Annotated in this window: 17 protein-coding genes; 1 reads left to right on the plus strand and 16 read right to left on the minus strand. The window is 32.6% G+C overall.

The window, feature by feature from the left end; genetic code table 11:
• Positions 1–90: 90 nt before the first annotated feature.
• From BMY96_RS13840 to BMY96_RS13895, 12 genes are all read right to left on the minus strand, one after another.
• Positions 91–2,163 (minus strand): lipocalin family protein, encoded by a 2,073-nt coding sequence (locus tag BMY96_RS13840; protein ID WP_092853204.1) that lies wholly within the window; start codon positions 2,161–2,163, stop codon positions 91–93.
• Between the two features lie 162 nt (positions 2,164–2,325).
• Complete coding sequence (locus tag BMY96_RS13845) at positions 2,326–3,660, minus strand: sugar MFS transporter (RefSeq protein WP_092853206.1); 1,335 nt, start codon at positions 3,658–3,660, stop codon at positions 2,326–2,328.
• Positions 3,661–3,930: 270 nt separating this feature from the next.
• Entirely contained in the window at positions 3,931–4,767 is an 837-nt protein-coding gene (locus tag BMY96_RS13850) for a hypothetical protein (protein WP_092853208.1), read from the minus strand.
• Between the two features lie 34 nt (positions 4,768–4,801).
• Positions 4,802–6,121, minus strand: coding sequence for a dicarboxylate/amino acid:cation symporter (locus BMY96_RS13855; protein WP_092853210.1), 1,320 nt, complete (start codon positions 6,119–6,121; stop codon positions 4,802–4,804).
• Between the two features lie 112 nt (positions 6,122–6,233).
• Entirely contained in the window at positions 6,234–8,132 is a 1,899-nt protein-coding gene (locus BMY96_RS13860; protein ID WP_139205262.1) for a M1 family metallopeptidase, read from the minus strand.
• A 99-nt stretch (positions 8,133–8,231) separates the two neighbouring features.
• On the minus strand, positions 8,232–9,110 hold the full coding sequence (locus BMY96_RS13865; RefSeq protein ID WP_175473583.1) for a M43 family zinc metalloprotease: 879 nt from the start codon (positions 9,108–9,110) through the stop codon (positions 8,232–8,234).
• Between the two features lie 78 nt (positions 9,111–9,188).
• A complete protein-coding gene (locus BMY96_RS13870) occupies positions 9,189–10,460 on the minus strand; it encodes a CREC-EF hand family protein (RefSeq protein ID WP_092853216.1) in 1,272 nt (423 codons plus the stop codon).
• 50 nt (positions 10,461–10,510) lie between these two features.
• The gene (locus tag BMY96_RS13875; protein ID WP_092853218.1) at positions 10,511–11,701 is read right to left on the minus strand and encodes a CREC-EF hand family protein; all 1,191 of its coding nucleotides are present in this window, start codon (positions 11,699–11,701) and stop codon (positions 10,511–10,513) included.
• A 24-nt stretch (positions 11,702–11,725) separates the two neighbouring features.
• Positions 11,726–13,141 (minus strand): RagB/SusD family nutrient uptake outer membrane protein, encoded by a 1,416-nt coding sequence (locus BMY96_RS13880; RefSeq protein WP_092853220.1) that lies wholly within the window; start codon positions 13,139–13,141, stop codon positions 11,726–11,728.
• An 11-nt stretch (positions 13,142–13,152) separates the two neighbouring features.
• Positions 13,153–16,455: a SusC/RagA family TonB-linked outer membrane protein gene (locus BMY96_RS13885; RefSeq protein ID WP_092853222.1), complete on the minus strand. Its 3,303-nt coding sequence runs from the start codon at positions 16,453–16,455 to the stop codon at positions 13,153–13,155.
• A gap of 324 nt (positions 16,456–16,779) precedes the next feature.
• Positions 16,780–17,208 (minus strand): RidA family protein, encoded by a 429-nt coding sequence (locus tag BMY96_RS13890; protein WP_092853224.1) that lies wholly within the window; start codon positions 17,206–17,208, stop codon positions 16,780–16,782.
• A complete protein-coding gene (locus BMY96_RS13895; protein ID WP_092853226.1) occupies positions 17,205–18,437 on the minus strand; it encodes a pyridoxal phosphate-dependent aminotransferase in 1,233 nt (410 codons plus the stop codon). The genes BMY96_RS13890 and BMY96_RS13895 overlap by 4 nt, the downstream gene beginning before the upstream one ends.
• 189 nt (positions 18,438–18,626) lie before the next feature.
• On the opposite strand from BMY96_RS13895, the gene BMY96_RS13900 reads away from it, so the two are divergent.
• On the plus strand, positions 18,627–19,043 hold the full coding sequence (locus tag BMY96_RS13900; protein WP_092853228.1) for an Lrp/AsnC family transcriptional regulator: 417 nt from the start codon (positions 18,627–18,629) through the stop codon (positions 19,041–19,043).
• Between the two features lie 400 nt (positions 19,044–19,443).
• Here BMY96_RS13900 and BMY96_RS13905 read toward each other — a convergent pair whose 3' ends face one another.
• The 4 genes from BMY96_RS13905 to BMY96_RS13920 form a co-directional block, all read right to left on the minus strand.
• Entirely contained in the window at positions 19,444–19,920 is a 477-nt protein-coding gene (locus BMY96_RS13905) for a heavy-metal-associated domain-containing protein (RefSeq protein ID WP_092853230.1), read from the minus strand.
• A gap of 33 nt (positions 19,921–19,953) precedes the next feature.
• On the minus strand, positions 19,954–21,726 hold the full coding sequence (locus tag BMY96_RS13910; protein ID WP_092853231.1) for an efflux RND transporter periplasmic adaptor subunit: 1,773 nt from the start codon (positions 21,724–21,726) through the stop codon (positions 19,954–19,956).
• Between the two features lie 121 nt (positions 21,727–21,847).
• A complete protein-coding gene (locus tag BMY96_RS13915) occupies positions 21,848–23,083 on the minus strand; it encodes a TolC family protein (protein ID WP_092853233.1) in 1,236 nt (411 codons plus the stop codon).
• Positions 23,080–26,844: an efflux RND transporter permease subunit gene (locus BMY96_RS13920; protein ID WP_092853235.1), complete on the minus strand. Its 3,765-nt coding sequence runs from the start codon at positions 26,842–26,844 to the stop codon at positions 23,080–23,082. Before BMY96_RS13920 ends, BMY96_RS13915 begins: the two co-directional genes overlap by 4 nt.
• Between the last annotated feature and the right edge of the window lie 41 nt (positions 26,845–26,885).

Here is a 26,885-nt window from a genome sequence, read left to right on the forward strand (position 1 = left end):
AAAAACAACCTCTTTATCGATTTATTTTTAATTTTTTTTAAACACAAACAGTTTTTACCTACAAACAAAGCACTTGTGTTTAAGTTAAATCTATTTAATACGCTCGATAAAAATATCAGCTTTATCATTTATATTATCAGTTAACCTTTCTTTTTTTAAACCACTGGAAATGCCCATTACATCGCCTTTGTAGTTTTCAAAAACAACTAAAGGATAACCAATTGTTGGGGTTTTGGTTACTAATTGCGTATTTCTATTAAATTGTAAGGCTTCTTTTTTATGAATACTTTCTGAGTTGACTTGCCAATTAGGATCGTTATTGGTTCCGAAAATAGTTGTTCCATCAATGCTTAAACCTGAACTAAAATAAGGTTCTTCGAAAGATTCTAGTAAGGCAAAAGAACTTGTTGAATATAATCTGTTTTCTTTAAAATTGATTATGTATTGGCCTGCAGCGTTATATTCGCTTTTTGATTCCCAATTATTCAAAATTGGTATTGGCACAATTTGATTAAAGGATAATACGCCATTTACATCTATATCAAACACATAACTATTCACTTCATTATTATGACCAACAATTATTTTGTTATTATTTAAACCAAAACATTTATAATAAAAACTACCCTGATGGTTTGTAAAATGTGGCTTAGAATCTACTAAGGTTAAATTGGCATTATCTCTAGTAAATGTATAAACCTCATTATTAGTTATAAATAACCAATAGCCATTATTGGTGTATATAAAATCATGAACTCCTAATATATTGGGTTTTAATGCATATTTATATTCCAGGGTAGCCGCATCATAAACATATAACTCTGATGCTTGCTCTATAAAAAGTTCTTTACCATAGTTTGTACTTAATGTTTTTATAGGTATTCCTGTTGAAAAATTTGGGGTATAATTGGAAACAGCTTCGGTTTGCTTAGTTTCATAATTAAAACGATGAATGTTATAAATTGTTTCTTGCCCACGCTCTTTACCATAAAAATAAACCATAGGCTCGTTGCTATCTATGACATAACTCTCTATAGCTTTTATATCTATAATTTCTTGTCGTTTATAGTTTACCTCCCAAAACGTAGTAACATCATAATTAACAAAACTGGTTTTATTACCAAAAATATTATGCACATAAAGCACGTAAAATGGATTTTCTAGGTAAGGCGGATTTTCATCAACAAAAGACGTAGCTTCTATATCATTTAAGATCGCAACGGTATATTCCTGTTGACTAGAACCAGTACCTCCACCATAATTTGAAAACGCTAATTCGTAATGTGAAAAGTACGGATCTTCACTTTTATTCCAATTAAAAGAAATTTGATTGGCGTTTACAGTAGGCTCGTAAAGGTTTACTGGCGACGGCCTAATATATTCTGTAGTAAAATCATTAAGATAACTTTCTCCTAATAAACCTTTATTGGTATAAACTTTAAGAAAATAACAAAGTCTTTTTGCGGATTTTGACGGATTTAAGTCTGTAAATTCAGTTTCATTTACCTCTGTTATCGTTTTAATAAGTGTGGCATTTCCTTTAGAACAATTATCGCCTTCACTTCTATAAATCTCGTAACGATCAAATTCATTAAACCCTGCATAAGCATCCCAATTATAACTTATTAAGTTTTCAAACCCAGGCTCATTATTTCTATTAAAGGTATTCGAAATTACATCAATTTCGTTTGGTTTATAAGGTTTAGCGTAAATTGTTATAACATCTAACTCGCCATCCTCATCAATATCAAACCTACTTTTAAATACTAATTGATTCTTGTCTAATTTAGTAACAACAAGCTCATCATTTTGATTAAAATTATTTGATAAATTAATTATACCATTTTCTAACTCCCAATTAAGCACATTAAAAAAATAGTCGCATCCACTACTTTCAAATACATATTCGGTATATGTTTTATTCTCTGAAAAAATAAAGAAATCTCTACCGCACTCTTGGTAGTTAAGAGGTACATCTGCAACAACGCCTTGGTATTCAACATTAAAAATAGCCCAAATACCATACAAATCTGTTTCTGAAGCCGATTTGAAGGTATTACTATAAAAACTATTAACACCTTGATTTTCTTGTAAATCGTCATCGCTACCACAAGACATAGCTAACAGAAATATTACAACTAAAGAAAAGAGTCTTAACACCATATTACATTTATTTACAGAAGGTGTACGTCTCCAAATAAATGGCTAATTTATTTTTCAAATAAGAATTACAACTTCTAACTTTAACAAAAGTAGTTTAAGTTTTATAAAAATTTACTTACTTGTTAATAAAAACAGCCTTTTGTTAACCAAAAAGCTAGAGTATTAATTCTCTTTTTTCAATCCTAATTTATGGCCCGAAATAGCATAATATAAAATTATAGCATAGCAGGGTAACAAAATCCAGTAGCCCTTTGTAGATGCCGTTGCAGTAGCTAAAGCCTCGTTCATGCCTTCGGCTAAATATGCTGCTTTATTACCATCTACAAGTTGCCCATACAGAGGCGGAATTATAGCCCCCCCAGAAATAGCCATAATTAATAGTGCCGATGCCGTTTTAGTAAATTTACCAAGACCATTTAATGTTAAAGGCCATACTGCTGGCCAAACTAAAGCGTTGGCAATACCTAAGGCTGCTACAAATAAAACAGAGGTAAAACCTGTTGTAAAAACAATGCACAATGAAAATATTATACCTATTAGCGCACTTAATTTTAAGGCCTTAGTTTGAGTTATATATTTTGGTATTAAAATAGCACCAAGCGCATAGGTTGCCACCATAGCCATTAATGTAAAGGTTGTAAAAAATTTGGCGTCTGCTGCAGGAATTCCTAAAGAAATACCATAAGCTATAATAGTATCGCCTGCAATAACCTCGACACCTACATACATAAATAAGGTTAACACGCCTAACCATAAATGCGGAAACTGAAAAATACTAGTTTTTGTAGTTGTTCCATTTTCTGGTTCTTCTATTGGCTCCGGCTCAACGTGTGGTAATGGTGCTTTTAAAATTAATAAGCCTAATACAAATAAAACAATAGCCATAGTTATGTAAGGCATTACCACGCTATCTGCCATAGTATCTAACAACTGCGCTTTTTCGGTACTCGAAACGGTTTTTAACTGCTCATTAATCTCGTCGATTCCCGATAGTAAAAGCGCTCCAAAAATAAGCGATCCTAATGCACCAGCTACCTTGTTGGCTATTCCCATAATTGAAATACGTTTTGCTGCACTTTCTATAGGGCCTAAAATAGTAATATAAGGGTTGGATGCTGTTTGTAAAAGGGTCATTCCTGCACCTTGTATAAAAATACCTCCTAAAAACATCCAGTAGGTTCTCGCCCCGGCAGCAGGTATAAACACTAATGCTCCTAAGCCCATAATAAATAGTCCTAAAGACATGCCTTTTCTATAACCTGTTTTTTCTAAAATATAAGATGCAGGCAACGCCATAACTACAAATGAAATATAAGAAGCCGATGCCACTAAAAGGGATTGCGCCGATGTTAACTCGCTTATCGTTTTCATAAACGGAATTAAAGCTCCATTTATCCAGGTTACAAAACCGAAAATAAAAAATAGACCTGCTATAATTAAAATTGGGACTAAAGTTTTATTTCTTGGTTCGGATATAGGTTGGTTACTAGGATTCATAATTTACTATTTTATAGATTGGTTATTTTGTAGCATATCTCTTTAGACCTGCTCAATATAGTAATTTGAAATTTTATTTCCTTTGTACAATAGGCTATATTTTTAATATTAAAACAACCTTTAATAACTTATTTTTTTAAGCCTTCGGTTTTTATTGGGGCTATTAAATCGAATGCTCCAAAAATCCAATCAAAATAAAACTTAGTCTTAAACTAAAGTATCTTATTCTAAATTGGCATTTTTTTTCTATGAATGCTTTGCCTTCTTTTTTTATTTAAAAATAGTTTTAAAAAAAGCAAGACGATTTGGATTGTTTGTTTCTACCCAATCCTCGATTTCAGATGATAAACGGTTTGGGTGCACTATCATTGTATAAGCAAACAGGGCAAACTCTGCCAAGTCTTCTCTATTCGGGTTGTTTTTAGCATATACCGTTATAAAATTGTTATTATCGTTAGTTTGTAATTGTTTCCAAGTATTACCACTTTTAACATAAGGAATATCAAAACTTACATGTGCAGATTCATGAAACACTGTTTCTTCTAAATCATTGTTAACAATTCTTGTATCTATTTTGTCTGAATATAAAATAATAAATCCACCTTCATCCTCGGAACTATTTGTTCCGTCTCCTTTAAGTAGTACTATATGATTTATTTTTGTTCGCATTAAGTTAGGAAGTTTTCCAAGTGGTCCTGCAACTTTACTAGCATATTGCTGCGCTACACTTGTACTCGCAAATGAGCTATGAACCCAAATTTCAATTTTTATATTATCTGTAAAAATTGCCTCAAACACATACGTATTCTGGTCGAACAATTGGTTACTTCTGCTATCTGGCATTTCTTTTTTTTCTTGTCCTTTATAGGAAAGATTTAAAAAAGCATCAGGATCACTTGACTTTATAAAATCTATTTTTGTTGATACAATTGAATTATTAAAAAGAGGCGCTATGGAAGATTTACTTTCAGGTTTAGTTACTGAACCATCATTTTTATTTCCACAAGACATGAAAATTATACAAGCCATAGTTATTACAAGTATAAGCTTTTTTAATGAGAAACGGTCATTATTAAAGTTTGTACCCAATGTATTGTTATATTTCATAGAAATTAGTTTTTTAAAATTTTAGTTTAATAATTTACTTCTTTAAGTCGCCACACCAATTTTTAATTTTGCACTTACCTAATTTTCCAACAGATTTGGCTACCAACATAGATACCGTTGCGTCTCCTGTTACATTAACTACGGTACGACACATATCTAATGGACGATCTACAGCAAATATTAGAGCCAAACCAATAGCCAACTTATCCGAAGGGAAACCAATAGCTTCTAGAACTATAACCAACATAACCATACCTGCTCCTGGAACAGCAGCAGAACCTATCGAAGCTAATAAAGCAGTAAATACTATAGTTAACTGATCTGCAAAGGTTAAATCGAAGCTTAGTGCTTGAGAGATAAATACTGCTGCTACACCTTGATATAAACTAGTGCCATCCATATTAACTGTAGCACCAACCGGTAAGACAAAACTTGTAATTTCCGAGTCTACTCCAATATGTTCTTCAACACGTTCCATAGTAACAGGAAGTGTTGCTGCGCTAGAACTTGTTGAAAAAGCTAATAATTGGGCTGGACTTAATTTGCTTAAAAAATTTAAGGGTCTATAACCTGTAAATAAATAGATTACAATACAATAAAAAATTAACATTAAAGAAAGCCCCAAAACAACTACTCCTGCATATTTTAATAATGCTAATAATAAATCTGGATTACTAGAAGATACCACAACACTTGCTAACAAAGCAAATACCGCTACAGGTGCCGTTAACATAATTAAATCTACCATCTTTAAAACGGCTTCATTCAAAGAGTCAAAAAAGTTTTTTAATGGTTTTCCTTTTTCTTCCCCTATTAATAAAATGGAAATACCTAAGAATATTGTAAAAAAGATAACCTGCAACATCAGACCATTATCACTCATTGCAAAAAAAGCATTATCGGGTACAATTTCTTCTAAAAACTGTAATGGCCCTCTTTCTTTATGTAAAGAAGCTTCTTGTAATTTAGAAGTTACTGCGCTATCTTTAGAGTACGTATCTATAAGTTTTTCTATAACTCCTGCGGGAATTCCCTTTCCTGGCTGAACTATATTAACCAATAATAAACCAATTGTTATTGCAACCAATGTAGTTACCATATAAATAATTACAGTACGAAAACCTATACTTTTAAATTTAGAAATATCTTTTAAATCGGAAACACCCTTTACCAAAGATGCTAATATTAAAGGGATCGCTATTAATTTTAAAAGTTTTACAAAAATATTTCCAATAGGCTGTATCCAATTTGCAACAAATTGTTTACCACAATCTACTTGAGTTAATGCTAAACCAACTAAAATACCGGCAGTCATTCCAATCATTATTTGCCAATGCAACTCAAGTTTTCTCATTTCTAATTTTAAAGTATTTTTAACGCCTTATTACTTAAAAACATCGTACTAGCGAAATCGGCTTTTTGCGAACTTATATGAGATAGATAAACAATATAACAGCACAATTAATCTATTCTATATAAACCTCTAATAAATTATTTGTAGAGTTTACATCTGGAAACGCACTAGTAATTAACTCTACCGATACTAAATCCTCTTCATTTACAATTTCTATTAACGCTTTAGACTTTCCTGACAACCAAATTTCTGGTGTTTTATTTATAACGGATGTTTTATTATCGCTGTAAGTAAGTTTTAAAGACACTGGCACAGGTAGACCTCCTATATTTTCTAAAACTACTTTTGATCCTTCTATTTTAATTAAAGCCAAATCGGCATAACCATATTCAAAAACCCACTTTTCCCAAAACCAATTTAAGTCTTTCCCACTTACGTTATTAAAAGTAAACATAAAATCAAAAGGTGATGGATGTTTACCTTTCCATCTATTTAAGTACGTTTTTAAGCACGTTTTAAATAGTTTTTCTCCTAATAAATATTCTAAAGCCAAGTACATAAATGCTGGTTTTCGATATGATTGTTGAAAATGCATATTTCTAACCACCATATAATTGGACGGACTAAATAAAGGAGTTTCCCATTGTTTGCCTGCACTTTTATTATAACTTCTTATAGCTCGTTTTAATTCATAATTTTCAAATTTGGTACCTCTATAAAAGTCTTGACAAAATTTAATGGTTAAAAATGTTGCCCACCCCTCTTCCATCCAAGAATATTTAACCTCGTTTACACCCACCCAATGAGGTAAATAAGTATGTGCTATCTCATGGAACGTCATAAGATTATTACTTACTTGGTTATTTGAAAAGCCATTATTTGCCATCATTGGAAATTCCATACCATCAAATTCTGGCACACCAATAAATGATGTAAAACTATTATATGGATAGGCTACACCAGGTAACTCATTCGATAAATATTGAATGCTTTTGTTTTGTGTATCTAAAAGATCTCTAAGGTTTTTTTCGTCTTTTTGGCTGTAAATAATATTGGACGAAACAGCTTTATTTTTAAGGGTAGTAGTATTTGCTACCCAATTAAAATTGTTAGTTACACCAAAACCAAAATCCCTTACATTTTTAGCTTTAAACTGCCAAATAGATGGTGAACCAACAGTATTATTTTTCTTTGCTTTATGGTTTAAAATATTAAGATCTTCTAGGTTTCTTTTTGATAAATTGTAAACCGAATATTCGGTTGTACTTAGCACCTCTTTAGGATTTAATAAATCTCCAGTGGCAAATACGTAATTCCCTTTAGGCACTTTAATTTTAACATTAAAATCTGCGAAATCTGTATAGCATTCTTGAGCACCTGTATATTCATTTTTATCCCATCCATCAATATCATCATAGACTGCTATTTGAGGATACCAGTAGCCCATATAAGCACTTTGGCTATCGTAGGCACCTATTTTATTAACATAAATTAAAGGCATCTCTGTTTCCCAATCCATAGAAAATGTTGTAGTTGAGTTAGGAGGTATAAGTTTTTTATTGAATTCTAATGTTAAAAAGGTTGAATTATAACTAACAGATATATTATTATTTGTATTCTTTTCTTTAACGGCATGGGCTAAATTACTTATCGATGCGTCCATACTTAAACTAACAGTTTCACCATTTACCTTTAAATTTGAGATATCCATACCATCTGTTAAGTTTTTAAGAGGGATTTTATTAGCACGTACTCCTCCTTTTTTATAGTGATTTGGATACATTTTAATAACAATTTCCGACAAACTATCTGGGCTATTATTAGTATATAGTATTGTTTGTTTTCCTAAAATTCTCCAACCATCAGGAATTATCTCAGCCTCAATATTATAGACTCCAAAATTCTGCCAATAGTGCTCCCCAGGATTTCCATTATAGTCGCGAGTCTTTCTTTTATAGGCTTCTTTAAACTCCCTAGGCACATATAAAGACTCTTGGCTATATACTGCCATAGTTAAAAAAATAAAAATTATACTGCTAAATAGTATTTTCATGTAGTTATAAATATGGTTATGAGTGTTTAGTAAACTACGTATTGTTTAAAAATGTTATTATTCTCTAGTTATTAAATAAGCTCTTTCATTATTTAGTACTGATGTCATTTTTTCTATTTGGCCCTGGCTAAAGTGTCTTCTGCATAAAGTTCCATCTGTATCTGTACCCGACCAAGTAATCATAAAATTTTGAGTATCTGGGCTGTAGGGCATGCCTGCCGGATCTCTTTCTGTACCAATATAGTTACAAGATGGCTCGTCAATATTGCTATCATTAAGGTCTGGCGAAGCTGGTGTGTCGCAAATTTTATCACCCGCTTCGGTACAATTAGACCCATCAACCAACTCAATTCTTCCTTGGCTATCCTTAAAATCGTCATCGGTATGATAAAGCCCTAAATAATGGCCTATTTCGTGTGTTGCCGTTGCCGTATTTTGAATTTCTACTGACGAGGCACTGAGTTTTAAATTATTACCTTGATTTGGAAATAGTGCAGTTGCTCCTAGCTCTCCGGTAATTTCTCCATTACGCCTATTTAATAGTTTTATAAAATAGAATATGTTTAAAGCTTTGTCATCCTCAAATGAACTTAGAACCTTACTTTCGGTAAAATCATCTTGTTTTACAAAAGAAGTGTTCCATGTTGTATTATTTATAAAATTTATGGATTTAGTAAAAAATTGAATTTTTCCAGATTTAAAATTTTTATTTATGTCTCCCATTATTTTATTTATTCTTTCCTCTGTAACCGCTGCATTAGTACCGGCATTATTTCTAGAGATGTGATGAACAACAGGTATTCTTAAGGTATCTCTTGAAATAGTGTTTACGGGTTGGTTAGTATTATCCCCCCCAAAATCTCTAATAACAGGATCGCTGTTATTGTCGCAGTTAAAAGCTAAAAAGCTTATTAAAACTGTAAGTATAAAAGTCATTTTTTTTTCTATTTTTAACATAATATGATAGTTAATTATATATAAACAAGTTTATTTTTTGCGTTGCCATAAAACTTATTATAAGGCTTCAAAAAATATAGTTCCACTAGTTTCGGAGCCATTGGAAGTTATTAAGGTAAACTCCGATAATTCTATAAAACCTTCTGAGGTTGAATAACTTCCAAAACCTCTAAAAGTATATTCTGTAGTACCTGAATCTGTTTCGCAAGAAAATGTGGTTTCGCTTATAATAACTTCAGAACCACCTTCTTCTTCTCCTAAAAACACACCTAATTCTAAATTATTATTACAACCTTGATTCAAGAAGTCCCCCCCAAGAATATATTCATTACAATTTTCTGGATTTTGTGTTAAGATAGCGCTACCAAAAATTTCGTTTCCATCAATATTTACTATACTATTATACTCACCTTCAAAACTACATCTATCTTTTTCGTTTCCACCGCCATCTGAAATTTGTTCTATAAATAAGTTTCCTGTAATGGTTTCTCCGCCACCTGTTAAAGTATAGCCAAAAAACTCCATAAACCCATCGCTACCGCTAAAGAAACCATTTGCATTAAATGTATATTCTACAGTTTCTCCTGCTTCATTAGTACAATTAAAAGTAGCGTTTTCAACGATGGCATTCCCTTCATTTCCTCCTTCTACAAAAGGATCTAAAAAAAGTAAAAATTCAATATTACTATTAATACAACCTAAGTTTAAAAAATCTCCGCTTATTGATATTTCGTTACAACTCGTTAGTAAAGAAGCTACTACAATATTATCTCCATTATTAGAGTCTCTTACCTGCAGTTCACCTTCAAAATTACTAAAATCGAAATCTAAGTTACAGCCTTTGTAAGGGTCTGTTCCATTAATAAACTCGTCTATATTAGATACTCCGTCATTATCACAATCTGAGCTACCCCAAACACCGTTATTTGAATCAAAACCAATATAGCCCTCACTTTGTTCTGGCACACAGGGGTTTTGTGGTGCTGGATCTAAAAAATCTGGCACGCCATCGCCGTCGGTGTCTGCCTCTTCATTGACATAAGGGTTACGACTTGGATCTTCAAACTCTTCTGCGTTTAATATACCATCACCATCACAATCTGCATTTTGCCAAATAAGACTAAAAACATTGAAACTAGTATATGTGCTTTCTTGAATAGGTAAACATGGATCGTCGGGAAATTGGTCTAAGCTGTTAAGCACGCCATCTCCATCATTATCAGACGCTTCACTAACAAATTCTTCATTATTATCGATACATGAATAATTAAAAATTAATGTAAAAATTGCTAACAAAAAAGGCCCTTTTATACTTATTTTATATTTCATAATTCTTGTTTTAATAAATTTATACTTTGTAAAACCTTTTAATTTTACTACTACAATGGCCTGATTAATAATGTTCCTGTAGTTACTCTTTCATCATCAGGAATGTCTTCTCCTAGTTGCGTAATAATATAGGTTAACTCTATCGTGCTAGAAGCACCTGTATAGGTTCCTAGGCCTTCTACAGTAAACGATCTACTAGAAACTCTATCTTCGGACAAACATGAATACTCTGTTAGCTCTACAAATACCCTCCCATTTGATGAGGTTTGATCTGCCGGTTCAAAAAAGAATGGTACACTCACATCTTCATTAAAACACCCTTGATTAAATATACTTCCTCCTGTGAATAGGATAGTGCCACAATTACCTCCAATAACACCTATGGTTACGCCTTCTCCATTGTTAGAGTCTACGGTTCTTAATTCTCTGGCATAATTTTCTAATTCGAAATTAAATATCTCGTTACATGTTAAATTTGGAAAAGGATATGGCGATCTTCCTTGGGCGAATTCCTCTCCATTAGATACACCATTACCATTGCAATCTGCAGCTGCCCATACTGCATTATCTGAATCAAATTCTTGATAACCTATAAATCGCTCTGGCAAACATGGATCATTAGGATTTGGGTCGACATCATCACGAAGACCGTCTCCATCTGTATCTCCTATTGAAGATTCATCAAAATAAGGATTAGTACCACTATTTAGCTCTTCTATATTAGAAATACCATCTTGATCACAATCGGCCTCGCGCCAAATACTATTATAAGAATTATACCCTGTATAAATTACATCTTGTACTGGTAGGCATGGGTTATTGGGGTCGCTATCTATACTGTTTTCTACCCCATCTCCGTCTGGGTCGTTTAAATTTCTACGAATGGTTACGTTGGATATTTTAGTTTCTTGTCCTTTTTTAACTTCTATAACTAGAATTACTTCGTCTGTAATGTTAGAATTAAAAAACTCTGGACTCTCGACAATTATTTCTCCATATCGTAGTCCTAGTACTACACTGTTTTCTGGTGCTTGAGAAATTAAAGAGAACGTTACTTCTCCTTTATTAGAACTTCCTTTTAGAAATCCTAGTGTATCTAGTTTTTTTACTACAAGTGGTGCATTAATTGTAAAATCTTCGGTGTTTATTGATATCCCAGATGTGTTCTCTGTAGACTCGTCGCAGGAAAAGTATATAGAAAATAGAAATACACCTATAATACATTTAAAAATTGTTTTCATAATTATATATTTTATATTGGAGACTTACTCTCTTGGATTTTGTTCTATTTCGGGGTTTGCATCAATGTAATTAGTTGCAATTGGCAGTGCCCAATTGAGACTATTTGGAGTTAATGATGCTGTTTCTCCATTAAAACTATGTGTAACGGTTATGTTGGCATTATCAAATCTATTATAACGTTTAATATCAAAAATTCTTAATGTACTCATAGCTTTTTCTCTTCTAATTTCATCCTTTACAAAAGCAATTAAATCATCTTGATCTGTAATATTAACAGGTACATAGGTATCTGTTTTAAAACGTTTAACCCGTAGTTCGTTTAAATCGTTATTAGCTAATTCTATATTACCTAATCTTGCGTGACACTCTGCTCGCATTAAGTAAAGATCTGCTGTTGTTAAAGACACATTTGTATTATTATTAGCTCTATGGGCAACAAAAACAGGGTTTTCAATCTCTGCAAAGAAATAGGTTCTTGCATCTGCAAACCATTTTTTTCTTTGATCGTTATCGTTATATAAACTATAAAATTCTGGTGAGGTAACTATGGTAAATCCTCCAGAATCTTTATACCAAATTAATTGCTCATCTTGAACAGCCAAAGGGTATGCCAAAACATTAGCATCTCTAGGGTCTGCAGTATCATTATTAATATCTCTTAAATTACTTTTTAATGCTAAGCCCTTGTTTATAACATTTAGAGCTTCTTGGTATTTAGATTGATATATTAAAACACGTGCTAAAAAAGTATAGGCTCCAGCTTTAGATGGCCTAAAGCTTAAGTTTGCTGGTTGTAAATCTGGTAAAGCATCTATATTGTTTTCAATATCACTAAGAATAAGGTTATAGACCTGGGCAACCGACGCTCTTGTAAAATCTGCACCCTCTAACTCTATACCGTCTCTTATAGGCACTCCTAAATCTGTTTCGGCTGTTTCTGGGCTATAATGTACGCTGTAAATATTCACTAAATTAAAATAGGCAAATGCTCTTTGTAAAGAGGCATCAGCTCTAATTTCTGCGATAGCTTCTGGCGTACCGTCTTCTACTGTTTTTAATCCTTCAAGTACTACATTTGCAACGTAAATTTGATTGTAATATCTAATCCAATTATTATCGTCGCCATTTTCTGTAGAAATCTGTTCTTTGAAAAGGTATAAATTTATCTCTTCTGGACTTATACCAAAACTAGCTCGAACTTGTTCTGTAAGCACGTAATTATCGCTAGCTATAATGGTAAAATCATGGTGTGTACCAAAACCTTGAGTAAAGTTTACATTAGGGTCTGGTTCCACTTGATCTAGTAATGCTCTAAACTCTTCTACCTTAGATGGAATAACTTGCCCCTTTGGTTGAAAATCTAAGAAGTTGTCTCGGGTACATCCGGTTAATACGAACGACACTAATATAATAATAGTAATATATTTTGAAGTTTTCATAAATCTAGATATTAAAACGTTGTGGTTAAGTTAAGTGTAAAAGTTGGAGGGATTGGTATTGTACGACTTACAGGATCGACATCCCATTTGTTAAAATTCCAAACTTTTAAGTTATCTGCCTGCAAGCTTACCGTAAAGCTATTCATTGATAATTTTTTAGTTAAATTTTGTGGAAACTTATATGATAGATTAACTTGAGCTAAGCGAACATATGAAGCGTCATCGGTATTTCTATCCGATTCGTCTAAATATAAATACAGTGGGGTTTGTGTTTCGTTTGGTGACGAAAGTCTTGGCACATCTGTAAGAAGTTCGTCTCCTGGCTGCTGCCACCTACTTACATAGTCACTAAATACGTTAGTTCTAAAAAACCTAGGATCATAATTTCTTTCGAATCTAAACCTATTTCCACCAGAATACACTGTAAGAACGCGTAGTGATAAATTTTTATAGGTAACCGTATTAGTTAAAGACCCTGTGCGCGTTGGAGACCTAGAGCCCTCGCTTTTTAAAGCCTCAATAGCTCCAATATCTCCACCTACTTCTATTATATCATTATTTTCATTAAAAAAAGATGGATTTCCTTGTTGATCTAATCCTGCATATCTAAAACTGTAAAAATTATCAATAGGATCTCCAACTACAAAAGAATTAGCATCGTATTGCGTGAAAAGGAAAATTTCACCTGGATTACTTTCATCTATACTTGTTATTTTATTTTCATTTTGGCTATAAAGTATTCTAGTGTCAAATTTAAAATCTTTAGTATCTATAATTCTTAAACCTAAATCTATATCAACACCCTTATTATATAATTCTGCTACATTGAGAAATGACGAAGACAATCCATAAGTTGGGCTTATATTGCGCCTTGCAAGTAAATCTTCACTAGTTCTGTTATAGTATTCTACACTTCCATAAATTCTGTTTTTGGCCATAGAAAAATCTACTCCTAAATTAAGTGTCTTAGTTTTCTCTAATCGCAATGTAGGATTAGGAGGGTTCGAGATAGTAAGATAATTATTTAAAAAGCTTCCTTGGTCTCTACCCTGTCTAGCAACTAAAAACGGCGATGTATTTCTATCTACATTTCCACCGGATCCATAAGTTGCTCTTACATTTAGATTATTAAAAAATACCGAGTTAAAGAAATTTTCTTTTGTTACATTCCATTTTAAACCTACAGAAAATAAAGGAATATTTCTAAACTCATCTGATGCTCCAAATAGGTTAGTATCATCTAACCTCATACTTCCTGAAATGGTATAACGTTTATTGAAATTATAAGCGCCATTAACGTAGTACGAAAGAAACCTATTTTCATTAAATGTTAATCTAGAATTTGAATTAATTAATCTTTGTCCTCCAAAAATTGGACTAGGATAAAGAGTATTAAAATTAGGTTGTGTAAAAATTAAAGATTGGTCGTTATAACCAAATTTTCTATCTCTATTAAACTCTGTAATTTGTTTACGCACCTCATAACCCGCAATGGCATCAATACTATGAATCCCATCTTTAAAACTTGTTGAATAGTTTAACTGTCCTCTAAAAGTATTATCTGTAGTGCTTCGTGTAGATATATCTAATAAAGAGCCTGCCGGAACCGGAGTTTCTATAACCTCACCATTTTCATCTACTTGAGCGAACGAGTTTACTAAGTTTCTAGTAGTAAACCTATTTTCGTTAAGTAGATTTCTACCAAAAAATGACGACCATAAATACTGGTAACTTAGGTCTATTTTTAAGCCCTTTGCTACTTCGTAATTTAGCCCTGTTTGAATACGAATATCTGTTGATGTCGACGTATTATCGACATTATCTGATTCTTGTTTAAGATTAAAGGTCCAAGGGTACGGATAACCTTGTCTTTGTGCTAGTTGAGAACTTTCTACATTTACACCACCTTGCATAGGGAGGTAATTACCATTATCATCCAAAATACGTTCAAATATGGGATAATTTATTAAATAATCAACAGGTCCTGTTCCAATACCATTTTCATTTTTAGTTTGCGATATGTTACTAGAAAATCTAGCTTTTAGTTTACTGGTTAACTTATAGTTACCTATAACATTTAAAATAAATTGATCTGATTTATCTTTTACTATTGCCCCTTTATTTTGATTATAAACTAGTGAAGAGTTAAAATTATACTTTTCGCCCCCCCCAGATATACTCAGGTTATATTGATTCCATAATCGTTGTCTTAAAAACAGCTTTGAATATTCTTCTCTTCCATCATTATTTCTAAGTGCGTTTATTCTGCTATCTGCAGTAGCAATATCAATATCTCCTCTTTGAAGCCTAAGTAAAGTTTCTCTAACCGAGTTGGTTTGAAATAGTGAGAATTCATTTAAAGTACCATCAAACAAGTTTCGAGATTGCGAATATTGTTCAAAATTAAATAAACCAATTTGATAATCTACTTGAGTATTAGGGTCTGCGTAGGGTGCTTTAAAAACATTTTGTTTTAGAGTAACTGATGAATTTAAAGAAAGATTTATTGAGAGTTTTCTGTTATTTTCACCTTTTTTGGTGGTTATTACTATAACACCATTGGCAGCCCTAATTCCCCAAATAGATGTTGCTGCAGCATCTTTTAATATGGTTATAGTTTCTACATCATTAGGATTTATAGTGCTAAAACCTCCTGGTATAGCAAACCCATCAACTACAACCAAAGGCTCGGTAGTAGCGTTAATTGAACTTCTACCACGAATTACTAGACCTATATTATTTTTTTCTTGAATAAATGGATCAAATTGAACGCCTGGTGCTTCACCTGCAATTTTTCCAATAATACTTTGATCAATTTTTCGTTCTAAAACCTTGGTGTCAATTTTTGAAAAAGAACCAGTGGCTCTTTCCTTACTAACATTTTGATATCCAGTAGAAAATATTTCTACACCTTCAAGCTCCTCGGCGGAAGAATTCATTTTTATATCATAAAACGTTCGACTATCTATTATTAAATTTACATCACCAAAACCTAAATAAGAAAGCAATAATACATCTCCTACTTTAGCATTAATACTAAATTTACCATCAAAATCGGTAGTAGTACCTTTAGCTGTTCCTTTTATAATAATGGAAACACCTATTAATGGGGTGTTATTATGGTCTGTAATGACTCCTTCAATACTCTGTTGAAGAAATTTTACATTTGACTCTTTCCATTTTTTTTCAAAGAAATTAATGTCTATATCATTTGCGTGCTTAACATATTTAAGACCGTAACTTTGAGAAAATGTTAAAAACAAACTCATAATAAACAATGTTTTCTTTAAAAGATACTGAAACTTAGTTTTCATAGTTGATGCTTTTTTTTGATGAATTGAACAAATATCAATTTTTATTAATTATCAATAATTCAACACTTATTACTATATAGTGATTTTAATTTAACATTATTGGAATTAACAAAAGAATTTAACACCGTAAAGATATATTTATTAAAAATAATTTAAAAGTTGATTTTTAGGTAAAGCTTGTTTTTTTTCATTGAAACAACTTTTTTAGACTTTAATAGAAAGGATTCAATGTTTATTTAACGATTTATTAATTTTATTTTAATCATACCAATAAACAACTTAAAAATCTATAATAACAACTAACAAATTAATACTAAGAAACACTTAATTAACACAGCAAACTAATACTATTTCTACAGTAGCATTAGAAGGTAAAGACGCTACACCTACTGCTACCCGACTACCAATACTTTTAATTCCCAAAACATTTATAATGGTCTCGGATGCAAAATCTGCTATTTTTGAATGCTGTGTAAACCCATGTTCGGTATTTAAAAAAACATGCATTTGTAAAACCGTAGAAATTTTTTCATTCATTTCTAAACAGTTAAGTACAGAACCTATGGCATTTAGTGTTGCTAACTCAACACCTTCCTTATATACCTCAATAGGAACAGACACCTTTATTTTACCAGAATGAAGTAATACGCCATCTTTTCTAGGTGTCATACCAGAAGTATATATAATATTGGCGTGCCTTACAGCTGAAATATATTTACCTTGTGGTATTGGGTTTTTGGTTACTTTTTTCATAAAGCATAAATTTTAACCATTTTTACAATACGTTTTGCTGCTTCAATAGCTGCCTTATGATCTTGAGAAAAATTAAGCCTAATACTATCGTTTAAATGAGGTGCAAACTCTGATGCTGGCGTTACGATTACATTAGCTTGATACCTTAATAGCCTAACAAATGTATTTAAATCTACACTTAATGCTGGTAATTTAGGAAACAAGTAACTTCCTGCTTGAGGGGTTGCTGTTTGAAGGTTAGCATCTCTAAATACTTTAAGCAAATCGTCTCGTATAGCTTCATGTTTAATAATTCTATCTTCTAGCCAACCTTTTGGTTCGTTAAACCAAGTCTTAAAAACAGCTTGATTATAGCCTGATGCCCTTAAAGAAACTATGGCTTGAAGGCGCTCCATTCTATCTATTATACTTGCGGTTCCAAATGCTGCTCCAAGTCTATAGCCACTTAAAGATTCTGTTTTAGATGGCCCCATTATAGTAATTAAGTTTTCTAGTTGGACCTTACAAGAACGTAAATGGGTAAATTCCTCTCCACTATAGAGCATTCTTGAATATAACTGATCTACAATTACAGTAACTTTATAATTATTAGCTAAAACAGCAATTTTATCTATTACTTCTTTAGAATAGACTAAACCTGTAGGGTTATTAGGTGTAGAAAAAACTAACACTTTAGTTCCATTCTTAAAAGCTATTTCTAGTTGGTTTAGGTCTAGTCCATTTTTGGAAGACGACTGTAAATAATGCAAAGCAATAGGTACCACGATACCTCCAAAAAATTTAACTAATTTTCTATTAGCAAAATAGTCGGGCTCAACAACCGCTACTTTAGTTCCTGTTGCCACAGTAGCACCAAGAGCTAAAAATAATGCACCTTGGGTTCCTGGTGTTAAAATTAACTCCTTATCAGCTAATATTGGCTTTTTTGTAAAAAGGCTTAGGTCTTTTGCTAATGTTGTTCTAATATTAAAAGCACCTCTATATTCCGTATAAGCTTGAGAACCACCTTGTTTAAACCCTTTTAGCCAATAACTTTCAGAATCTGGAGTTGGAGGAAAAGCATCTACATCTCCATGAGAAAAATCTACGGGATAACCGTCTATTTTGTCCCCCTTCATTAAATGGTCTAGTAAACTTAAGTCTTGCCTTACTTCTTGACCAGGAGCATTGCCTGCCTCTAGTGCATTAAACTTTTCGTCTAGTAATTCTGTTTTCAAATTCTTAATCATAATTAATAATTTAACTTATAATTCGTATAGTTTTAACCGTTTTGTTGGTTAATATTTAATATTAAACCTATAACACCAACAATAGTTCAAAATTACAACCTATTACTTGTGCATTAAAATTGAATAATTGTTATTTTTAATATATTTACCACTTAAAACTTATATAAACTCACAAAAACTAACGATTCAATGGTAGACAACACAGATAAAAAATTATTAGAGATTTTAAAAGATAATTCTCGTTTATCGTTTGCAGACCTCGGAAGAAAAATAAATTTATCTCCATCTTCAGTAAGAGAACGTGTGCAAAAATTAGAAGAAGAAGGGGTAATTAAAAAATATAGTATTGAAATAAACAATAAATTGATAGGTTACGATTTAGAAGCCTTTATTTTATTAAAAGTTTTTCCTGGTAAACTAAAATATGTAATAGACAAGGTTATTGAATTCCCGGAAATAACAGTAGCTCATCGTATTACTGGAAATCAAAATATTCATTTAAAAGTTGTTGTTAAAAACCAATTATGCCTGCAAAAATTACTAGACAAATTAATGCAGTTTGGAGACACAAATACGTTCTTGATTTTGTCTGAAATATCTAAATAACTATTAATAAAAAAATGTAGCATTATAAAAACACTTTTTATAAACTTATAAATTATCCAACTCTACTCGTTAGATATTGATTTTGTTGCTTTTAATTGCTTCTTTTTGCGTTTTAAAAAATAGATTTTGAATAAATAATACTGTTAAGTTCTACTTCCTTTTTGTTAATTACTAACACTATAACAATATGCTTTTACAGCTGAATTTCATCATCTAACAATGACGTATAATTGTTATTTTAAAGTCTTTCTACAAGTATCTATCGAAATAAACGGAATAACGGAACAAAACAAAAGGCAGAGGATTTTGAGGCACGAAAAAACAGGTTTGTGAGTTATGGAAATTAAAAAGAGCCTTTCGAAAAAGACTCTTAAATTATTGCTTAATGGTCGTGATTTGATTAATTTTCCGATTCCATTACACCTAACTGATTCATCATCATTTCGCGGTTGTATTGACAACAACTAGGTAAACCGCTATAAGCTTCTTCACTTCCTGCCACTTTTTCCGTATCGTAACCTGATGCTGCTATTGCCTTATGAATTGCCATTGCATCCGTTTTGGTATCGTTAAACGAGACATCAATTTTCTTTTTATCGACATCCCAATTGACTCTTGCAACACCATCTACACCATTAACCGCTTTTTCAATGGTACTTTTACACATACCACAATTCCCTCTTACTCCAAAAGATAAATCTGTTATTGCGATTTCTTTTGGCACTTCTGTTAATGTCGTTTCTTTAACAGTTTTAGTTTCGTTTTTACAACTTGTTAAACCTAATGCTGCTATTACAGCAATACTTAAAATTACTTTTTTACTCACGTAGTTTACATTTTTGCTTTTGTGTTCGTGATTTTTCTTTGAAAAATTCATTTTTAAAATTTAATTGTTATTATTTATATTTAATTATTCTATTACATGTTTTATTTCTCCGCAGTTTAGCATGGCGTTGCCAAAATATGGATTGATTACTTTTTCTTCTTTACTCAGCCAATATGCTCCGTTGTTGTTATCTGCCATCGAACAAAATTCTACATAGACTTTTTCATTTACCCCAAACAACTGTACAGCATTTATTAAGTGTGATGATAAATATTTAAAATGGTCTCTTTGTCCTTTTATATCTGACGTTTTATAAATAGCTATTGCAGAAGATTTTATGTTGCCTACTAATGACATCCAATGTGTGTGAGCATTATTGTCTAATAATAATTTCATATCCACTTTAATTAAATTGTTTAATAAACTTGTTGCATTAACTGAAGTGTTTTTTGAATCTTCTTTAACTAATGCATCTTTTAAATTGATATAATCATTGTAAACAACTTTTAATTGTTCTTGAAATTTCTCTGATACTTCCAAGCGTTCATTCATATTGGTGTGGCCGTTCTCTTCTTTTAATGCATTATTATCTATTCCTAAATGCCCTTCGTGACTAGTCATTACTTTGCCACCATCTTTATTCATCATTGATTTTTTACCTTGTAATTGAGCTGCTGCATCAACCGTAAATGTCCCGTTAGTCACGATTTCATTTCCAATAAACAAACCTTCTAAAACTTCATATTCATTACCAATTTGATTACCTAAAACAACTTCACGCATTTCAAAAATGGTTTGGTCTGGACTGGTTTTTAAATAGACTACAGAACGTTCACCTGTCCAAAGTACAGCAGATGCTGGGATTGTTAAGACCTCATCACTACTACTTGAAACCCGCTCAATATTTGCGGTTACAAACATTCCTGGTTTAAATGCATCATTTTTATTATTAAGCACCACACGTAAGGTTACTGTTCTTGTTTTGGTATTTAATATTGGTTCAATGAAATCTACTTTCCCTTTAAATTCCTTATTAGTATAAGCGTTTGTAGTCACTAAAACTTCTTGTCCTCTTTTAAATAATTCTATCTGGTTTTCGTACACATCAAAGTTTGCCCAAACCGTATTGAGATTTGCAATTTTAAGCAATGGTTGACCTTGTTTAATGTAATCGCCTTGTTCTACTAATTTTTCGGTTACTGTTCCTGAAACGGTTGCATAAACTGGAAAGTTTTCTTTTACTTTTTGGGTTTCTTCAATTTGATTGATTTGATTTTCAGAAAGTTTCCACAACTTCAATTTATTACGAACCGCTTTGTATAATGCGGGTTGCGATTCCTTTAAAGATGATGCTGTAATTAATTCTTGTTGTGCCGCATACAATTCTGGCGAATAAATAGTTGCTAACAATTGACCTTTACGAACTTCCTCTCCTGTAAAACTAACATTCAATCGTTCTATTCTACCCGAAAAGTAACTAACTTGTACTGCATTTGCTTCTTCATTTTCAGCAATTTTACCTGATAATTTAATGGTATTGCCATCAACATTACCTTTGCCGACTATGGTTGTTTGAATATTAGCTAATGCTATCGCATTTTCTGTTAACTTGAATTGGTCTACTAACAGGCCATCACTTCCACTTTCGGCAGGAATTAAATCCATGCCACATATAGGACAATCACCAGCTTCGGGCTGCATAATTTGCGGATGCATTGAACAGGTCCACATTTGATTGGTTTCTGAAACCTTATTGGGATTATGTTCTGTCTCTTTTTTTGATGAATCACCAAAAAGCAACCATCCTAACAACAACCCAACTACCAATATTCCGAAGTAAATTATATATTTTTTCATAGTGTTATATTTTATTTAATGGTTAACTCTGCCTTTTCTAAATTAACTATTGCTTTTGAAGCACCTTTTACATAACTACGCCATCCGTTGCTAGTCATGCCATGTGCGTGATATGTATGTTTCATTGGGTTAAATAATTAATGATAGTACTCTGAACATAGTAGTCCTTAATAAACTCTATTTGGTTCATTTGAAACTTTAGTTGTAGTTCTTGAATATCTAAAACATCATTAAAATCAATCGTTCCTGTTTCGTAGCTTTTGATTAAGATGACTTCTGCATCTTTGGCTTGTTTTAAGTTCTTGGTTTGCATGGCATAACTTATTCTTGCAGAAATACGTTCATTAATAGCCTTACTTAAAAGTGTTTTCAAAGTGTTTAAGCGTTCTTGTTTTTGAGCTGTTATTTCCTGCTGTTGTAACTCATTTTGCACGGTTTTAGATTTATATTTTTTATTGAAAATTGGGATTGATAACGAAACCATGGGCATTACAATATCTTTTCCGTTATCCGAGAAATTCATATCTGGTCTTTCAGAAACATTGATATAGTCTAATCCAAAACCAATCATAGGACTCCTTTCTTTTTGGTTTATTAATTCTGACTGTTCTATGGATTTAAATAGTTTATCATACTTCAACAATTCGGGATGTAATGCTAAATTTTTAGTAGTAATTTCAAAGTCTTCTAAAGGCATCATTAAACTATCTACCACACTAACAGCAGTATCATTTTTCCTATTCAAAAGATTATTCAAATTTGTTTGTTCTACTAAAAACTGCTGACTTAAAACATCTTTTAGTTGTTGCGTTTCATTTTGACGTATTTGCAATCGCAACACATCTACAGCTGATGCTTTACCAACTTCAACCGATGTTAGTGCTAATGTTTCATAGGTTTCCAATAGTTTAATATTCTCGCTTAAAACTTCTTGTTTTGCTTTATTAGCGTAAAGATTATAATAGGATTGTGATACAGAAGCCATCAATTTACGCTTTGTAATAACGATGTCTTCATATTTTGCATCGGCTAGCGAACTCACATAATTTTCTCTTGATGTAATTGTACCAAACCACGGTAACATTTGTTTAGCCGATACTTTAAAGCGTTGTGCTCCTGTTCTCGTTTCTGGTTCGCTCACAAAGTAACCTACACGAAATTCGGTATTAGGAATGGTATTGATTTCATTTACTTTTTCAGAAGCTCTTTTGTATTGCAATTCAAATTTTTGAATTGCAGGATTGTTATTTAATGCAACATCAATAAGCGTTTCTAACTCTTGACTTTGAGCAGAAAGCACGAAGCATAAAGCACAGAGAACAAAGACTGTTTTTATATTGATTTTTATATAATTCATTTTTTTGCTCTTTTAAGTTGAATTTCAGATTTCCAGCTATATAATACAGGAACTACAAATAGGGTTATTAAGGCTATAAGCATTCCTCCAAAGCTTGGTATTGCCATTGGAATCATAATATCGCTTCCTCGTCCTGTAGAGGTTAATACTGGCAATAATGCTAGAATGGTTGTAGCTGTAGTCATTAAACAAGGCCTGATTCGTTTTTCTCCAGCTTCTACTATGGACGTTCTAATTTCCTTTTTATTTTCTGGTGTATTTCTATTAAAAGTTTGTGTTAAATACGTTGCCATTACTACACCATCATCTGTTGCAATACCAAAGAGAGCAATAAACCCAACCCAAACCGCTACACTTAAATTAATGGGGTGCATTTGGAATAAATCACGCAGATTTTCGCCAGCGACATTGAAGTTTAAAAACCAATCTTGACCATAGAGCCATATCATTACAAATCCACCTGCGAACGCTACTGCGATACCTGTAAACACCATTAATGATGTGCCAACAGAACGGAATTGGAAATACAGTATTAAAAAGATAATTGCCAATGCTAACGGTACAACAACAGATAGCGTTTGTTCTGCTCGTAACTGATTTTCATACGTTCCTGTGAATGCATAGTTGATTCCTTTTGGAACTATTAATTCGCCTGAATCTATCTTTTCTTGAATCAATGCTTGTGCATTTTCAACAACGCTTACTTCTGCAAAACCATCTAATTTATCAAACAAGACATAACCTACTAAAAAGGTGTCTTCACTTTTAATGACTTGTGGCCCTTGTTCGTAACGAATGGTTGCTAATTCGCTTAATGGAACAGGACTGCCTTTTTCAACTGGCACATAAATCTGTTGTAAGTCTGTTGGATTTGCTCGTAATTCTCTTGGGTATCGCACACGAACACCATATCGCTCACGCCCCTCGACTGTTTGGGTTAAAACCATACCACCAACAGCTACTTTTAATACGTTTTGCACCTCTTCAATACTTACACCATAACGTGCTATTTTTTCTCTATCAATATCAATTAATAAATAGGGTTTACCAACGATACGGTCTGCAAAAACAGCTTCCTTTTTAATGCCTTCGGCTTCCTTGATAATGTTTTCTAATTGCACTCCAAACGCTTCAATTTGCTTTAAGTCTTGACCTTTAACTTTAATTCCCATAGGTGCTCGCATTCCTGTTTGAAGCATTACCAATCGGGTTTCAATAGGTTGTAGCTTTGGTGCTGAAGTAACACCTGGCAATTTGGTGACTCTTACAATTTCATTCCAAATATCGTCTGGTGATTCAATTTCTGGTCGCCAATTACGGTAGTATTCGCCATCATCATTTTCGATTAGTTGAGAACTTTGGATATTTAATAAAGTTGATTTGATTATCGCTTTATTCTCTACCGATCTTGTGCTTAGCGTAGTCGAAATGCTCGAACTGACCTCTATATTTTCGTTATGAATTAATCGACCATCTTTTAATTCAAACAAACCATCCTCATTTACTTTGTAACGTTGCCTTTCTCCATGTGCATTCAACATATATTCTGATTTATACTGAATAATGTTCTCGTACATTGATAAAGGTGCTGGGTCTAAAGCTGATTCTGTTCTACCTGCCTTACCGACTACCGTTTTAATTTCTGGAATACTGGCTACTGCCATATCTAATTGCTGTAAAACTCGTTTATTTTCTTCTACGCCAGAATGCGGCATTGAGGTTGGCATTAGCAGAAATGAGCCTTCATTTAATGATGGCATAAACTCCTTGCCAGTATTCTTCATAATGAAAAAACCTGCAATTACAATAGCTGTTGGTACAGATAAAAACAATAATTTATTATCTAAACACCACCTTAAAATACGTGTGTAGTATTTGATGAATAGCGAAAAACCCCCTAATAAACCAAAGCATATAACACTTACAAAAATGAGATTCCAGAAAATACTTTTATCAACGCCTAATGGTCTCCAATATTCGGCTAGCAGGAATATGATTGCTGATGCTGAAATAATAATATTGATAAAATTAGTTTGTTTGTCTGTTACCTTATTTTGAAGATTGAGAAGTGCTGGAATTCCAAAAGCTATCAAAATCAATCCCAACCAACACCCATATACTATTGTTATGATTCCTAATGCTATTAAAACACCGTTTAAGGCATATTTAAAATGTTTTTGAATACTCTTTTTTCGGAATAAAAAGGCCGCAAATGGCGGTATTAAAAATAAAGCGACAATAATAGATGCCGTTAACGCAAAGGTTTTTGTGAAGGCTAATGGTCTAAACAATTTTCCTTCTGCACCAATCATAGTAAATACAGGAATGAAACTGATTATGGTTGTCATTACTGCGGTAACGATTGCACCAGATACTTCTGCTGTGGAGTTATAAACTACTGTATTAATGGATTGTGTTCCATCATCTTCATCCAAATGCCTAATAATGTTTTCTGAAAGTATGACACCAACATCAACCATGGTACCAATAGCAATTGCAATACCAGATAATGCGACAATGTTTGCATCTACACCAAAGAACTTCATAGCTATAAACACCATTAAAACCGCAACTGGTAGTAGTCCAGATATAAGTACCGATGCCCGAAGATTAAATACCATAATGATAATGACCAAAATGGTAATTAGTATCTCTAATGTTAAGGCTTCATTAAGTGTACCTAACGTTTCTTTAATTAATTCTGTTCTATCATAAAATGGCACTATGGTTACTTGTGATGTTCTTCCATCGTCTAATACTTTGGAAGGTAATCCTGCGCTTAATTCGTTAATTTTCTCTTTTACGTTATTGATAACTTCCATAGGGTTTGCTCCGTAACGAGCTACCACAACAGCACCTACAACTTCTGCACCTTCTTTATCTAATAAGCCACGTCGTGTTGCTGGACCTAAAGAGACTTTTCCAATATCTTTGATTCGTATTACTGTATAATCTTCGGAAGTTACGACTGCGTTCTCTATGTCAGATATAGACTTGACATACCCTAAACCACGCACTAAATATTCTGCATTATTGATTTCAATAGTTTGTGCGCCAATGTCTTTGTTACTTTCTTTAACTGCTTTCACTACATGATGCAATTCAATATTATATTGACGCATCAATTCTGGATTAACATCAACTTGGTATTCCTGAACATAACCACCAATAGAAGCGACTTCAGAAACGCCACTTGCAGACGATAAAGCGTATTTAACATAATAGTCTTGTATACTTCGTAATTCATGTAAATCCCAACCACCAGTAACGTTTCCGTTTTCATCACGTCCTTCAAGTGTGTACCAGAATATTTGTCCTAATCCTGTGGCATCTGGACCCAAAGCAGGATTAACACCTTCAGGTAATAATCCACTTGGTAATGAGTTTAGTTTTTCCAGAATACGACTACGACTCCAATAGAATTCTACATCTTCTTCCAAAATGATATAGATACTTGAAAAGCCAAACATAGACGAACTACGAATGGTTTTTACTCCAGGTATACCGAGTAAAGATGTCGTTAATGGATAAGTAATTTGGTCTTCGATATCTTGTGGCGAACGACCACCCCACTTTGTAAATACAATTTGTTGGTTTTCACCTATATCGGGTATGGCATCTACAGCTACAGGATTGCTTGGTAAAAATCCTGAATCCCAATTGAAAGGTGCATTTACCGTTCCCCATCCTACGAAAAGGACGAGTAGTAGTACCGCAACGAGTTTATTCTCGATAAGAAATTTGATTGCTTTATTAAGCATATAGTTTGATTATTAAACGGTTAGACATTGGCATTTAAAAA

Origin of the sequence: Algibacter pectinivorans, assembly GCF_900112595.1 — a bacterium.
Lineage (GTDB): Bacteria > Bacteroidota > Bacteroidia > Flavobacteriales > Flavobacteriaceae > Algibacter_B > Algibacter_B pectinivorans.

Bases quoted from the DNA above. Each gene is read 5' to 3' on its own strand.
- BMY96_RS13870 (WP_092853216.1), bottom strand. From the start codon at position 10,460: ATGAAATATAAAATAAGTATAAAAGGGCCTTTTTTGTTAGCAATTTTT.
- BMY96_RS13860 (WP_139205262.1), bottom strand. From the start codon at position 8,132: ATGGCAGTATATAGCCAAGAGTCTTTATATGTGCCTAGGGAGTTTAAA.
- BMY96_RS13865 (WP_175473583.1), bottom strand. From the start codon at position 9,110: ATGACTTTTATACTTACAGTTTTAATAAGCTTTTTAGCTTTTAACTGC.
- BMY96_RS13900 (WP_092853228.1), top strand. From the start codon at position 18,627: ATGGTAGACAACACAGATAAAAAATTATTAGAGATTTTAAAAGATAAT.
- BMY96_RS13885 (WP_092853222.1), bottom strand. From the start codon at position 16,455: ATGAAAACTAAGTTTCAGTATCTTTTAAAGAAAACATTGTTTATTATG.
- BMY96_RS13920 (WP_092853235.1), bottom strand. From the start codon at position 26,844: ATGCTTAATAAAGCAATCAAATTTCTTATCGAGAATAAACTCGTTGCG.
- BMY96_RS13855 (WP_092853210.1), bottom strand. From the start codon at position 6,121: ATGAGAAAACTTGAGTTGCATTGGCAAATAATGATTGGAATGACTGCC.
- BMY96_RS13880 (WP_092853220.1), bottom strand. From the start codon at position 13,141: ATGAAAACTTCAAAATATATTACTATTATTATATTAGTGTCGTTCGTA.
- BMY96_RS13915 (WP_092853233.1), bottom strand. From the start codon at position 23,083: ATGAATTATATAAAAATCAATATAAAAACAGTCTTTGTTCTCTGTGCT.
- BMY96_RS13845 (WP_092853206.1), bottom strand. From the start codon at position 3,660: ATGAATCCTAGTAACCAACCTATATCCGAACCAAGAAATAAAACTTTA.
- BMY96_RS13890 (WP_092853224.1), bottom strand. From the start codon at position 17,208: ATGAAAAAAGTAACCAAAAACCCAATACCACAAGGTAAATATATTTCA.
- BMY96_RS13850 (WP_092853208.1), bottom strand. From the start codon at position 4,767: ATGAAATATAACAATACATTGGGTACAAACTTTAATAATGACCGTTTC.
- BMY96_RS13895 (WP_092853226.1), bottom strand. From the start codon at position 18,437: ATGATTAAGAATTTGAAAACAGAATTACTAGACGAAAAGTTTAATGCA.
- BMY96_RS13905 (WP_092853230.1), bottom strand. From the start codon at position 19,920: ATGAATTTTTCAAAGAAAAATCACGAACACAAAAGCAAAAATGTAAAC.
- BMY96_RS13910 (WP_092853231.1), bottom strand. From the start codon at position 21,726: ATGAAAAAATATATAATTTACTTCGGAATATTGGTAGTTGGGTTGTTG.
- BMY96_RS13840 (WP_092853204.1), bottom strand. From the start codon at position 2,163: ATGGTGTTAAGACTCTTTTCTTTAGTTGTAATATTTCTGTTAGCTATG.
- BMY96_RS13875 (WP_092853218.1), bottom strand. From the start codon at position 11,701: ATGAAAACAATTTTTAAATGTATTATAGGTGTATTTCTATTTTCTATA.